11 protein-coding genes are annotated in these 12,518 nt (G+C 54.5%); 5 read left to right on the forward strand and 6 right to left on the reverse strand.

Annotated features, from left to right (window positions below):
• Nucleotides 1–19: 19 nt before the first annotated feature.
• On the reverse strand, nucleotides 20–1,345 hold the full coding sequence (locus tag A3L14_RS02985; RefSeq protein ID WP_055430084.1) for a TrpB-like pyridoxal phosphate-dependent enzyme: 1,326 nt from the start codon (nucleotides 1,343–1,345) through the stop codon (nucleotides 20–22).
• Between the two features lie 254 nt (nucleotides 1,346–1,599).
• Entirely contained in the window at nucleotides 1,600–2,934 is a 1,335-nt protein-coding gene (locus A3L14_RS02990; RefSeq protein WP_055430083.1) for a hypothetical protein, read from the reverse strand.
• Between the two features lie 116 nt (nucleotides 2,935–3,050).
• Between A3L14_RS02990 and A3L14_RS02995 the strand changes: the two genes are divergently transcribed.
• Nucleotides 3,051–4,052: a TIGR00341 family protein gene (locus A3L14_RS02995; protein ID WP_055430082.1), complete on the forward strand. Its 1,002-nt coding sequence runs from the start codon at nucleotides 3,051–3,053 to the stop codon at nucleotides 4,050–4,052.
• Here A3L14_RS02995 and A3L14_RS03000 read toward each other — a convergent pair.
• Nucleotides 4,049–4,495, reverse strand: a complete 447-nt coding sequence (locus A3L14_RS03000) for a hypothetical protein (RefSeq protein ID WP_055430081.1) — start codon at nucleotides 4,493–4,495, stop codon at nucleotides 4,049–4,051. The genes A3L14_RS02995 and A3L14_RS03000 overlap by 4 nt on opposite strands.
• Nucleotides 4,496–4,576: 81 nt before the next feature.
• On the opposite strand from A3L14_RS03000, the gene nikR reads away from it, so the two are divergent.
• Both nikR and A3L14_RS03010 read left to right on the forward strand, forming a co-directional pair.
• Nucleotides 4,577–4,993, forward strand: a complete 417-nt coding sequence (nikR, locus tag A3L14_RS03005; RefSeq protein ID WP_055430080.1) for a nickel-responsive transcriptional regulator NikR — start codon at nucleotides 4,577–4,579, stop codon at nucleotides 4,991–4,993.
• Between the two features lie 23 nt (nucleotides 4,994–5,016).
• Nucleotides 5,017–5,427: a hypothetical protein gene (locus A3L14_RS03010; RefSeq protein WP_055430079.1), complete on the forward strand. Its 411-nt coding sequence runs from the start codon at nucleotides 5,017–5,019 to the stop codon at nucleotides 5,425–5,427.
• Here the strand turns inward: A3L14_RS03010 and rqcH are convergent.
• Entirely contained in the window at nucleotides 5,424–7,376 is a 1,953-nt protein-coding gene (gene rqcH, locus A3L14_RS03015; protein WP_055430078.1) for a ribosome rescue protein RqcH, read from the reverse strand. The two genes, A3L14_RS03010 and rqcH, sit on opposite strands and share 4 nt — an antisense overlap.
• A gap of 128 nt (nucleotides 7,377–7,504) precedes the next feature.
• On the opposite strand from rqcH, the gene A3L14_RS03020 reads away from it, so the two are divergent.
• Together A3L14_RS03020 and A3L14_RS03025 are read left to right on the forward strand one after the other, a co-directional pair.
• The gene (locus A3L14_RS03020; RefSeq protein ID WP_055430077.1) at nucleotides 7,505–9,514 is read left to right on the forward strand and encodes a 1,4-alpha-glucan branching protein; all 2,010 of its coding nucleotides are present in this window, start codon (nucleotides 7,505–7,507) and stop codon (nucleotides 9,512–9,514) included.
• A gap of 65 nt (nucleotides 9,515–9,579) precedes the next feature.
• Nucleotides 9,580–9,897 (forward strand): P-II family nitrogen regulator, encoded by a 318-nt coding sequence (locus A3L14_RS03025; RefSeq protein WP_055430076.1) that lies wholly within the window; start codon nucleotides 9,580–9,582, stop codon nucleotides 9,895–9,897.
• 12 nt (nucleotides 9,898–9,909) lie between these two features.
• Here A3L14_RS03025 and A3L14_RS03030 read toward each other — a convergent pair whose 3' ends face one another.
• Both A3L14_RS03030 and A3L14_RS03035 read right to left on the reverse strand, forming a co-directional pair.
• Nucleotides 9,910–10,638 (reverse strand): hypothetical protein, encoded by a 729-nt coding sequence (locus A3L14_RS03030; protein ID WP_055430075.1) that lies wholly within the window; start codon nucleotides 10,636–10,638, stop codon nucleotides 9,910–9,912.
• 156 nt (nucleotides 10,639–10,794) lie between these two features.
• The gene (locus A3L14_RS03035; protein WP_055430074.1) at nucleotides 10,795–12,378 is read right to left on the reverse strand and encodes a sodium-dependent transporter; all 1,584 of its coding nucleotides are present in this window, start codon (nucleotides 12,376–12,378) and stop codon (nucleotides 10,795–10,797) included.
• Nucleotides 12,379–12,518 lie beyond the last annotated feature (140 nt).

Genomic DNA, 12,518 nt, shown 5'->3' on the forward strand with positions numbered 1-12,518 from the left:
AAGTTAAAGTGGAGAGGGCTCATCCTTCCAGAGCCGGGAACAGTTCGGGCTCGTAGTCCTCAAGCTTTTCGTCGAGATAATCCGCGTAGCCCCTGAGGTCGAGCAGGCCGTGGCCGCTAAGGTTGAATAGTATGACCTCATCCCTGCCTTTTTCCTTGGCTTTAAGTGCCCTATCTATGGTGGCTTTAACTGCATGTGCGCTCTCCGGTGCAGGGATTATTCCCTCCGTCCTAGCAAACAGGTGGGCCGCCTGAAAGACCTCGTTCTGGTGGTAGGCTACCGGTTTGACGATGCCGTGGTTTATAAGTATGCTCAGCGTTGGAGCCAGGCCGTGGTATCTCAACCCGCCCGCGTGGATTGGCGGGACGTAGTAGGTGTGGCCGAGGGTGTGCATCTTCATCTTCGGCGTGTATCCCCCTGAATCGCCGAAGTCGTATTTATAGACCCCTCTCGTCATGCTCGGTGCGGCCTTCGGTTCAACGGCTATGAACTCGTAGTCCGCTTTTCCGTCGAGGACGTCCTTCACGAAGGGGTAAGCCAAACCCGCGAAGTTGCTCCCGCCGCCGACGCAGCCGATTATAACGTCCGGCTCCTCGAACTCCTTCATCTGCTCCCTGGCTTCCAAACCGATGACCGTCTGATGCATGAGAACGTGGTTTAAGACACTTCCAAGGGCGTAGCGTGCCTTCTCATCGCGGAGAACGTCCTCGATGGCCTCGCTTATCGCTATCCCCAGTCCGCCGGGGTGGTTGGGGTCTTCCGCCAGGAACTTCCTGCCTATTTCGGTTCTGTTGCTCGGGCTTGGATAAATCTCGGCCCCGTAGAGGTGCATTATCGTCTTCCTGTAGGGCTTTTGCTGGTAGCTCGCCCTCGCCATGTAAACCCTTATCTTCAGCCCCATAAGCGCCCCGGCCAGGCTCAAAGCTGTCCCCCACTGTCCGGCTCCAGTTTCAGTTATAAGCTTCTCTATTCCCTGTTCCTTCGCGTAGTACGCCTGGGCCAGGGCGGTGTTTATCTTGTGGCTACCAGTTACTGTTGCACCCTCGTACTTGAAGTAAATCCTCGCCGGCGTTCCAAGGGCTTTTTCGAGGTTTGTGGCACGGAAGAGCGGCGTAGGGCGGCCAATCTTGGCGTACAGCTCGCGGACTTTCCTGGGAATCTCAACGTACCTTTCGGTGCTCATCTCCTGCTTTACGAGTTCTTCTGCGAAAATCCTCAACAGTTTCTCCGGCTCCATCGGCTCCTCTGTCTCTGGATCGAGGGGAGGCGCCAGCTCCTCCGGCAGGTCGGACAGTATGTTGTACCACCTCTTTGGTATTCTCGAATCCGGCAGAACGGCTTTCATTCTAACACCTCCTTTAGTCCTTTCAAGAAACGTCCCAAAGAGGAGGGAATAACGAGCGTGAGGGCTAACTTAAAGCAGAAAACTCTGGCTGTTCCTCTAAAACCTCCAAAAACGAGCCCCCCTATCAGTCAGGCCAAAAGCAATCCCGCCCTTGAGTCGTTGGACTAACCAGAAGATTCAGAGAGGCCTCAGAGACGCCAAAAACAATCACTCCTGGTAATCATGGCGCATCGACCTGTGGGGGTCAAACCCCCTTAAGTTCTTTTTGGTTGTTTTATTGACGATAAAACAACGCTCACGCTTTTAGCATCTCCCTCAATCGCCACGGTGACAAAGTATCCTCCCCGCCCGATGCAGATTGACGTCGTATTCTCTCCGGTGTCGAGCAGGTAGCGGGCGTAGTTGCACTGCCATTGAGTTCCGTAAACGAGAAGTGTCACGCTCAGGTTTTCGCCCACTAACTTCTCCCCCGCAAGGGCCCAGGGGTTTTGTTCCTGGGCTGGTTTCAGGGCAAAGCTCCCGTTGAGCGCAGACACCACGAGGTTGAGCAGCTCTTCCGGCGTCTTCCCTTCATCTTTTCGGCTGTTCTTCATCCCGCAGGGCGAAACCTTCTCCGCGGTTCTTTCAACGTCTTCCGTTTTCCCGCTCAGCACGAGGATTTCTTTGCCTTTAATAGCTAGATAGTGTGATTTCTCCCCCCTCGTCCAGAGGGACCACCTGCAGTCCCCGATTTTTCCCTCCATCTGCTTGACGTATCCAGTTCCTTTGAGCTCGATTTCTATGGCTTTGTAGGTGTTCTTCACCCATTCCTTCGGCCATTCCACTGGGATGAACCTCCCGATTTTAACGCCTTCCTTTGAGCTCCAGTTGAAGCGGTACCTCTCAAAGATGGGCGATTCGCTAACGTTCCAGAGATAGTCGTCGTGCCAGCGAAGTGCGAACCCCTTGACGCTCCTGCACGGACCACGTGCTGAAATAACTGCGAGACCCCCACCGAGAACCCTGGTTTCCATCAGGTAGACACACTCGTTTCCTTTGACGAACAGGGCATCTTTTATGGTGTGGGAGTACGTTCCGTAGTTCTCCGCGAGCTTGATGTAGCCCTCCAATTCGAGGCGTTCTGTGGCCTCGCGGTAGGCTTTATCCGCCTTCTCCCGTGGTTCATATAGGGTTACAAAGCCGCCGAGGAGGGGCAGTTCAACACTGACTGATTTCCATGCGACACCGCTGACGCGAACCGTCGAGTATGCAGCTATCTCGTTGCAGGAATAGGAGAGCTCTCCCTCGCTTAGAGGCCATATATCCCCTTCCTTTTCCCAACAGCCCGTGGCGAAGTGGAGGCCGAAATAGATGTTGGGGCCGGAGACCGGAGGGGGTTGGAAGAGGAACATCAGGATGAGCGATGCCGCCAGAAACGGTGCCAGCTGGAGGGGCCTTTTGCTGTAGTAGTCCCTGAAAACCGCCGGAGGTATGATGACCGCGGAGATAAAGAGGAGGACTCCGAGGAAGTGGTTGAGCTGGAGAAGTATCCACGCGAGGAAAGAGAGCAACGCCGAGATGGCGATGGAGACAGCCAGTTTGCCCGCCATGTTCCTCCATAACCTCTACGTCGTGGAGGGTTATAAGGTTTGCAATTGTTTCAAATTATATTGAAGCGTTTCCGGAAGGGTTATTAGAGTGGGTGCCGTAGGGTCTTTGATGTCCCATGCTCCGGCTGGAAATCTACTGCGGCGAGGACGAGAGTGAGAAGGTTAGGGAGGTTCTGGTTAAGTGGGGCCTCCAGTTCTACGCCGAGGAAGTGCAGAGCAACGAGCATCAGGCGCTTAAATTCACGGTTCTCGTGCCTGATTTTGTGATCAACGACGTCGTTGACGAGCTGATGAAGGCCGTTGACCTGCGGAAGGGGCACTCCTCGATAACTTGGACGCCTGTCAGCGGGAAGTCGGTGAAATACTCCAACTCGGTCAAGTCGCTCAGAAAATTCAAGCGCCGCTGGAGTCTCGCCGCCATAGAGGGGCTCATCGAGAACGCCAACAGCGGGGCCCAGGTTGACCCGATCCAGCTCACCCTCGGTGCCGTTGCCTCGATCATAGCGCTCTTCGGCCTTATCAACGACAGCATAGTCATGATAATTTCGGCCATGCTCCTCTCGCCGATTCTCGGCCCGCTCTATGGCTTCTCCCTCAACATCGTCATGGGCAGGGGCAGGGATGCCCTCGATGCAGTTTACTCAATCCTGAAGCTTCTCGCCGTCATATTCTTATCGGCTCTCCTCGCCTCCCTGGCCCTCAGATTTGCCGGCTCGATGCCCGCTCAACCAACCCACGAGATACTCGTCCGCGGCGATTCTGGCCTCGTCTACATTCTCCTGGCGATAATCCTCGGCTACGCCGGAATAGTTGCCATAGTTAGCAGAATTCCGGAGATCCTCGCTGGAGTCTCAATTGCGGCCGCACTGGTTCCACCAACGACGGTGATAGGGATTTCCCTGGCCATGGGGTGGTGGGACGTTTTTGCCGGCTCGCTTGCCCTCACCGTTGAGAACGTCCTCGGTCTTCTCAGCGGTTCTCTCCTCGGACTCTACATACTCAACGTCTCCCCAAGGAGCTACTATGAAAAGAGGGCGGCGAAGCTCTACACAAAGAGAACGGTGCTCGTGCTTGCCCTCATGCTTGCCGCTCTCGTCCTTGTGGAACTCCTGAGCTAGGCCACTTCGGTCTGTTCGTAGACAGGCTTTCCCTGCCTATGCTTGACGAGCAGGCCGTAGAAGAACTCCTTTAAGTCGGAGCTCATGTCGTCGTCGAGGAGCAGATCCGCCCTACCTGGGTAATCTTTCTCCGCCTTAGTTATCAGGAGGGCTATCTGGGGGGCCAGATGTTCGAGAAGCGCCCTGACGAGCTCGGGATATACCTCCTCTTCCAGCTCTTCATCCGATTCAATACCGAGATAGACGACGAAGCCCTTCATCTGAACCACAAGTACGAATTCCTCCTCACTAAGCTCAAAGAACGAGAAGTTATAGCCCTTGGAGTCGGTTCTGGCAAGAAGGACGCCCCTTATTGAAAGGGTTACCGGTTCATCGTCTATCTCAAACACGAGGTCTTTTGCCAGCTCTCTGGTGGTTATTGCGTAGAGTTCTTCCATTGGCATAGGGCTAACTTCTCTCCAAGAAATAAAAGAATTTCGCGTCACGTTTTTAACGATGACGTTCAAAGAAATTACGGTGGTGTCATGAAGATTACACGCTTTGGGGTCTCGGTTCCGAGTGAACTGCTTGAAAAGTTCGACCGTATAATCACTGAGAAAGGATACGTTAACAGGAGTGAGGCCATAAGGGACATGATGAGGGACTTTATAGTCCGACACGAATGGGAGGAGGGCGACAGGGACGTTGCCGGTACAATAACCATAGTTTACAACCACGACGAGGCCGATGTCGTGAAGGAACTTCTGGATTTACAGCACGACTACGTTGACGAGATAATTTCAAGCCTCCATGTCCATATGGACGAACACAACTGCCTTGAGGTGGTCGTGGTCAGGGGCAAGGCCACTCGGATAAAGGAGATAGCCGAGAGGCTGATAAGCCTCAAGGGGGTAAAGCACGGAAAGCTCGTGATGACGACCACCGGGAGGGAGCTGGTCTAATAAAATTTAGGGAGGTGGTGAATATGAGGCTCTTCTCCTTCCTGTCCTCCCTTCTGGTGGTTCTCTCCTTCGCACTTCCATGGTTCCGCTTCGATGGTGGTGAGATAACCTTCCTTGGTATCCTCCGTGAAGTTCTGACGATGCCCGGGGGCTTTAACGGGGCCTTCTGGTGGCTCAATCCAAACAGCACCGCGGGCATGTTTACCTTCATAGCGTTCTTTGCGGGAATATTTATGATACTCATCGGCGTGCTCTTCGGCGTTCTGGGGGGAAGGGTCGGCCCGGGAGTGGGTACGGTGGGGATGCTGGTGTTTACCCTCACATCATGGTACGTCTACGGTTCGGGCTATTTTGAGGTCTTGGCAGAGGGATACATCATAGCCCTGCTGAGCTTTGTTGTGGGTTTTGTGGTAGCCGGCGGCGAAAAGCTTTAGCCCACAACCTCGACCACATCGCCGTTCCCCGGCGGCAGGACGGACATTACGTCCTCTTCCCTCACCTTGTACCCCCACTTTTCAAGGATGTGCCTGATTTTCTTTACAAGTTCGCTCTTCCTCAGCGAACCCGGGCGGATTATGATATACCTGTCCGTGTGGGCTTTTATGGCCTCAACCGGCGCGCAGACAACGAAGTCTTCGCCCTCATAGTTGATTACACCGACGGCGAGCTTGAGGGGAAGCCCGTGAAGCCAGTTCCTTTTTCCATAGACCATGAAAGCACCCTTGCCCAGATATTCACCGCTCGGCGTCTGCTTGGTGACCTGGTTCGGATACGCCCAGTAAGCATCTTCGCTGTAAACCCCCCTGCTCCACGCCTTGCTCATCGAAACCGCGAACTGACAGGCCTCAAATATGGTTCTTTCTTCGGCCTTCTGCCCGTCCTTGATGACGACGTGCGGGGCGCCGTAAACGTCGGCGTGGCAGTAGAGGTCGTTCTCGCCCATGTGCTTCTTGATAAGGATCTCGTTGGTGCTTGCATCTTTTCCGGCCAATACGAGAAAGCCCTCGCTCGAAACGAACCAGCGGAACTTTTCGAACCACTTCTTCTTTCTCCTCTCTATGCGCTTGACGTTCAGCTCCTTCTTCATTTCCTCCTCGATGAGCCTCTCCACCTCGTCGAGCTTCTTCTTCGTGTCCTCGTAGGCCTTAAGAGCACCCTCGTACTTGTGGCGGAACTTCTTGGCCTTCTCGTAGTAGAGCTCCGCGTTCTCGCCGATGCTCCTGTTGAGATACAGCCTGACCTTCTTTCCATCGAGCTCTATCGTTACAGATTTCTCCTTCGGGTCGGTGCCCTTTACCATGAGAGCGATTTTGTTGCCCGCCCTCTTGCCCTCCTCTATCCTCCTCCTGAACTCGTCCCAGCCGAGCCTCTCTGTGGCTTTTCTGAACTCCTCCAAAAGCCTCTCTATGAGGGCGTAGTTCGCGTAGATCAGGTCGCCTATCTCCTGGTTTGCCTTCGCCCCCTCCTCGAAGCCCTTCAGCATCTCCTCCTGCTTTTTAAGCGTCATGAGGAGCTGCCTCTTCTTGGCCTCAAGCCTCTTCGTCTGCTCCATCCGGGCTTTTTCAATGGTGATCTTTCCGAAGTATTCATCCAAAGCCTCGCTGAAGGTGGTAAAATAGCGCTTCTCAAGTCCGTCGTAGATTTTCAGGTCGATAGGAACGACGTCATGCATTTTTCCGTCCTTGAAGACGATGTTGGGCTTTGGCTCGTCGTTGAACGTGTTCATCATGGCCTCGTAGACCCTAAGCAGGTCGTCATCGCTCAGCTCCTTAACTGGTGTCGTCTTGTCGAAGCCTGCCCTGGTGGAGATCTCCTCCGCGTACATGCCGCCCATGTTGAGCTTTCTAGCCAAGGCACGCACGAGCTCAAGCTCCTCGTTTTCACGCATCAGCTCGATAAACCTCTCCTTCGTTACCTCAAGCGGGTTCTCCCTCGCCGGCGGAAACCTGTATTCAACCTTAGGCCTTATCGCCCTGTCCTTGTATTCCTCGTAGCGTAATGCCGCAACAATCCTGTTCTCCCCATCAACGAGTATGACGTTGCCCCTCCGGAAGAGCTCGCCGATGAGCGTGTAGTCTCCGACGCAAATCTTAACTATTCTATCAAAGCCGTGCTGCTCTATTGCGTCTATGAAGCCCCCGCTCAGGTGCTTTCTCAGGAGCATGGTGAAGCTTGACGGCTGTTTTGGGGCCTCCCTGACGTAGCTGGTCAGGTGGAACCTCTTGCCTGCCTGGAGGATTAGATCGGCTCGCCCTTCCTTTGTGCGGAGCTTTATCCTTATCTCGTCGCCGTCGTGATAGATCTTGTCAACGCGAGAACCGACCAGCCACTGAAGCTCCCTCACTATGTAGCGGATATCAACGCTGCTCATCTCTTCCTTCATCCTCTCACCCGTTCCGGGTTGTCTCTTCCCCTTTAAACTCCTTCGCTGTCCTGAGATGTGCACGAGCTCAACCCTGTTCCGGATAAGGTTAAATACTCCAAGTACAATAACACTCCCGGTGATACAGAATGAAAGGCTACTTCACGTTCGTCCTCCACACCCACCTCCCCTACGTCCGGAAGCACGGAAGATGGCCCTTCGGCGAGGAGTGGCTCTACGAGGCGATGAGCGAGACCTACATTCCCCTCCTCATGGAGTTTGAACGCCTCCGTTCTTCGGGCATCAGGTTCCAGCTCGTGATCAACATAACCCCCGTTCTGGCCGAACAGCTGGCCGACGACTACATCAAGGCCGAGTTCGAGAGGTACCTCCTCCGGAAGATTGAGACCACAGAAGAAGACCTGAAATCGGGCAGGTACGATGAAAAGGCGGTTAAAGCCTCTCTCGGCCACTTCAGGAAGGTTTATGACTACTGGAGGGCCATAAACGGCGACATCGTCGGCAAGTTCCGCGAGTTCCAGGATGAGGGATACATTGAAATAATAACCTCCGCGGCAACGCACGGCTATCTACCACTCCTCGGCAGGGACGAGGCCATAAGGGCCCAGCTCGCCAACGGGATAGCGACCTACGAGAAGCACTTCGGCAGGAGGCCGAGGGGGATATGGCTCCCGGAGTGCGCCTACCGGCCGGCCGGGGAGTGGGAGCTTCCCGGTGGAAGGAAGGTTGAAAGACCCGGTATAGAGAAGTTTCTGGAGGAGTTCGGCATCGAGTACTTCTTCGTTGAGAGCAGCCTGATTGATGAGGGCCCCGTGACTGGGGGCTACGGTGAGATTCCGCTCTACGGGGGAGAAAAGAGCACGCTGAGGCCCTACTGGGTCAAGGGTTCCAGCGTGGCGGTCTTCGCCCGCAACAGGGAGACGGGCCACCAGGTATGGAGCGCACACTACGGCTACCCCGGCGACTTCTGGTACAGGGAGTTCCACAGGAAGGCCCCGGAGAGCGGGGGGCAGTACTGGAGGATAACGGGAAAGGACGTTGAGCTCGGCGAGAAGGAGTTCTACGACCCCGATAAAGCGATGGAGCGCGTTGAAGAGCACGCGAGGCACTTCGTCTCGCTGGTGGAGGGGCTTTTGGTTGAGTTCGAGGAGAGAGCAGGTGAGAGGGGGATAGTCGTCTCTCCCTACGACACCGAGCTCTTTGGCCACTGGTGGTTTGAGGGAGTTAAATGGCTCGGCAGGGTTCTTGAGCTGATGGCTGAGAGGGGAATAGTCACAACGACGCTTTCCACCTTCCTCGACAACTACCGCGGTGAGAGGTACGAAATTGAACTCCCTGAGGGCTCGTGGGGAGCTAATTCAGACCACTCGACATGGTGGAACAAGGAGACGGAGTGGACGTGGGGGCACCTCTACCGCGCTGAGGAGAGAATGGTGGCGCTGGCGAGCAGGTACTACGGACGGGACAGAACCGCCGACAGGATCCTTGAGCAGCTCGCGAGGGAGCTCTTGATCCTCGAAGCCAGCGACTGGCAGTTCCTCATAACGACGGGTCAGGCGAAGGAATACGGGAAGAGAAGGATTTTAATCCACAGCAGGGACTTCCACAGGCTGGCAAACGAGCTGGAGCGGTACGTTAAAACCGGGAAGTTCGATTCTCGGCTCCTGGAGGAGCTTGAGGAGAGGGACAACGCCTTCCGGCCGGTGGTGGTTGCGAGCTACGTGAGCGAAAATCCCCCGGAATTCCCGGAGTACGTAGAGCCCCCGGAGGTTCCGTCAGCGGAGAGCGAAAGGCCCGCTGAACGGCATAAGAACGTTCCGGAGAGGGCCTACGCCACGGAGGTCGTTAAGGTTGCAGCCATAAAGTCACCCAGTAACGCTGAAAAGCCGTCCAGATCAAAAAGAGTTAGAAGAACCGGGATGAAGCCGGGTGGAATCTCGAAGAAAGGAGAGAAACATAAGGTGGGGAAGAGCGACCTCCTAATGATAAAGGGCATCGGGCCGAAGACCCTGGCAAAGCTTCAGCGTGCCGGGGTTCACACGGTGGAAGACCTTAAAAACGCCGATATTGAAGAGCTGGCCAGGAAAACGCGTATCTCACCTAAAAGACTGAGGAAGTTCCTGGCTCAGATTTCCTGAATTTTCCTCTTGTTTCGTTTCGAAAGCCTTTTCTGAAGTTTTGACAGACTATCTATGTGGTTGCCATGAAAAAAGTTGAGGCGATTATTAGGGGAAACGACTTTGACCGCGTGAAGAATGCCCTCAAGCAGATAGGTATAGTGCCCCTGACGGCATACCCCGTGCAGGGGAGAGGCGTCCAGGGCGGTGTTCCGCCGTACGACCTCCTCCCGAAGATGAAGCTTGAGATCGTCGTGAAGGACAAGGATCTTGAGAAAGTTGTGGACGTCATCATCAGAAACGCGAGAAGCGGGACGCCGGGTGACGGGAAGATTTTCATAATTCCCGTTGAGGATGCTGTGCGGATAAGAACGGGGGAAAGGGGGAACGAAGCCCTCTACTGAGGGCTTTCTTTTTCACAGGAACGCGTGCCTGTGCTTGTAGAGCATGTAGCTGGCGTAGCCGAGCAGGATTAGTGTTGCCGCTCCGAGAGCTCCGATTACGGCCACAACACCCTGGGCGAAGGTGATGCTTCTGCCAAAGGCTTCAGCTATTCTCGCCAGCTCGGCTGGGTCGTTGAACGCATATACTGCGTACCTTATCGAGAACGCCCCCATGACCATTGGGATTGGCATGACTGCGAAGGACAGCATCAGACCGAGGTTCCCCCTCTTCCTCAGGCTCAGCATGGCCAGGAGCGTTGGGATTATCAATATGAGCGCAGTAACCGCGTAGACTGGTCCGAATATGCCGGATACGATATAGAACGGGACCATTCCGAACAGGAACGCCCTGTACGCCCTGCGGAGAATCTTGACCTCCCCGGCGAAATCGTAGGGAGCGACTTTGGAATACTTGTTTATCGCGGATACGTCTTTCATGTACTCTTTTTCTCCCATTTTCTCGATGTACCGGTCGTTTGTGTTGTTCTTCAGCCTGACGGCCCTCTTAAGGAAGAAGTTGGCCAACTCCTCGTTATCGGTTGCGAGGTTTTCCGACAGCTGGAGGAAGTTCTCACGGGCTTCGTGGATGAGCCTGAGGGCTTTCTGCTTGTTTTTATCTGAGAGGTTTTTTAGTGAGTTGATTTTCTTTTCAACATCCTCTAACGTCTGCGCGACGTCTCGCAGAATCTCTGCGCTTTTCATGACTACACCTCCAAAAGGTAAAAGAAAAGGGGGCTTTAAGCCTTTTGCTGTTTCTCATGGTGCAGGAGCTTCGTAATGCTCCAGTACATCATGATGAATATTGAACCCCAGGCAAATATAAGGAAAGCAAGGGCTCCCGTGTCCATCTTCATCACCTCAGAGCTTTATCAGCACCTCGTTCTTCGCGAGCTCTTCGCCGTACTTCTTCTTGATGGCCATGTATGCCTCGATGGCACCGATGATGAGGATTATGAATATCACTATCCTGGCCCTGGTGATGAGGCTGATGACCTCAGGCGTGTAGTCGTAGCCAAGGACGTTGGTAACGTAGGACTCTGAGACGCTGAAGGCTCCCATCTGGATGTAGTCCCAGGTGTTTCCTGCGAGGAGGATTATCATGAACAGTGGCGCTATGAAGACCATGATGGGCTTGAACCAGCCGGGCACGTTGATGTAGGCCCCCTTGTGGAGCTCCTCCCAGAAGTTGTCGGGCTTGAAGAGCCAGACTGCAACGATGACGTCGAAGAGACCGAGCAGGACGAGGAAGTAGCTGCCGACCCACATGTCGAGCTCGCTGAGGTAAGCAAGGCTGCTGTCGAGTGCAACCGGGAGTCCGAGGATGAACAGGAATACCCAGACGGCCCAGGTGCCTATCTTCCTCTCCAGGTGTATGTCCTCCTCAAGCATGGCCACGAGGTAGTTGTAGGTTGCTATGGCCGAAGTGAATCCTGCGAACCAGAGGAGCAGGAACCACATCGCACCGAATATCTGGCCGGCTGGCATGTTGGCGAAGACGTTCGGTAGTGCCATGTAGGCAAGGCCAACGCCACCCTTGATGGCCTGCTCCGGACCGAGGTAGGCGAAGGCTATCGGGATAGCGAGTGAACCACCGAGGATGACCTCTGCGAACTCGTTGAGCGAAACGGTGGCGAGACCGCTGAGGGCAACGTCGTCCTCCGGGCCAAGGTAGCTGGCGTAGTTGTGGATGATACCCATACCGAGAGACAGTGTGAAGAATATCTGGCCCGCGGCCGCAAGGCTGATCTTGAAGAAGTTCTGGCTCAGCGTCTGGAAGTCTGGCTTCCAGATGTACTCAAGGCCCTTGATAGCGCTCCACTCTGGCTTGACCGGTGAACCGAGGGTCAGTGCCCTGATGACAAGGAGTATGGCAAACACGTAGAGGAGCGGCATCATGACCTTGACCCAGCGCTCGATACCCTTGCTAACACCCTGTCCGACCGCTATTCCGAGGAGGACCATTGTCAGTCCCCAGAAGAATATGACCGCCTTGGTGTTGGCCACGTAGTCCAGGAAGAACTGCACCGTGTCCTTTCCGAAGTATGCTCCGGTTAGGCTGTAGTAGGTGTATGCCGCTGACCAGCCGATTACCTGGTAGTAGTATGAGCTCAGCAGCGAAGCGACCGAGAAAGCCAGCATACCACCGATGATACCAAAGATAAGGGCGGTCTTTGGCTTCAGGCTTTCCCTGGCCATGAGGTAGAACATCGGACCAATTGTACCGTGGCCGTACTTGCCACCGTATCTTCCCGTTGTCCACTCAATCCACATCACTGGTATTCCAAGGAAGAGCAGGGCTATAAAGTACGGTATCATGAAGGCGCCGCCACCGTTGCTAGCCAGCTGGTATGGGAACCTCCAGAAGTTACCAAGACCGATGGCGTTGCCTGCCATAGCTAAAATCAAACCGAGTTTGGTTGCCCATTGATCTCTTTGTTCCACACAATTCACCCCCGTTCTTAAGTGTATGGGCTTTAGCACCCCATGCATGGCTGTGGGGCATTATGTATAAGGCAAGGCATTCTATAAAAAGCTTTCTGATAGCTTTTTTCGACAAAAGACGATTTACTCTGACTTAAAAG

Origin of the sequence: Thermococcus thioreducens (assembly GCF_002214545.1) — an archaeon.
Lineage (GTDB): Archaea > Methanobacteriota_B > Thermococci > Thermococcales > Thermococcaceae > Thermococcus > Thermococcus thioreducens.

Excerpts from the sequence above, each read along its gene's own strand:
- A3L14_RS02985 (WP_055430084.1), bottom strand. The coding sequence starts at position 1,345 with ATGAAAGCCGTTCTGCCGGATTCGAGAATACCAAAGAGGTGGTACAAC.
- A3L14_RS02990 (WP_055430083.1), bottom strand. The coding sequence starts at position 2,934 with ATGGCGGGCAAACTGGCTGTCTCCATCGCCATCTCGGCGTTGCTCTCT.
- A3L14_RS02995 (WP_055430082.1), top strand. The coding sequence starts at position 3,051 with ATGCTCCGGCTGGAAATCTACTGCGGCGAGGACGAGAGTGAGAAGGTT.
- A3L14_RS03000 (WP_055430081.1), bottom strand. The coding sequence starts at position 4,495 with ATGCCAATGGAAGAACTCTACGCAATAACCACCAGAGAGCTGGCAAAA.
- nikR (WP_055430080.1), top strand. The coding sequence starts at position 4,577 with ATGAAGATTACACGCTTTGGGGTCTCGGTTCCGAGTGAACTGCTTGAA.
- A3L14_RS03010 (WP_055430079.1), top strand. The coding sequence starts at position 5,017 with ATGAGGCTCTTCTCCTTCCTGTCCTCCCTTCTGGTGGTTCTCTCCTTC.
- rqcH (WP_055430078.1), bottom strand. The coding sequence starts at position 7,376 with ATGAAGGAAGAGATGAGCAGCGTTGATATCCGCTACATAGTGAGGGAG.
- A3L14_RS03020 (WP_055430077.1), top strand. The coding sequence starts at position 7,505 with ATGAAAGGCTACTTCACGTTCGTCCTCCACACCCACCTCCCCTACGTC.
- A3L14_RS03025 (WP_055430076.1), top strand. The coding sequence starts at position 9,580 with ATGAAAAAAGTTGAGGCGATTATTAGGGGAAACGACTTTGACCGCGTG.
- A3L14_RS03030 (WP_055430075.1), bottom strand. The coding sequence starts at position 10,638 with ATGAAAAGCGCAGAGATTCTGCGAGACGTCGCGCAGACGTTAGAGGAT.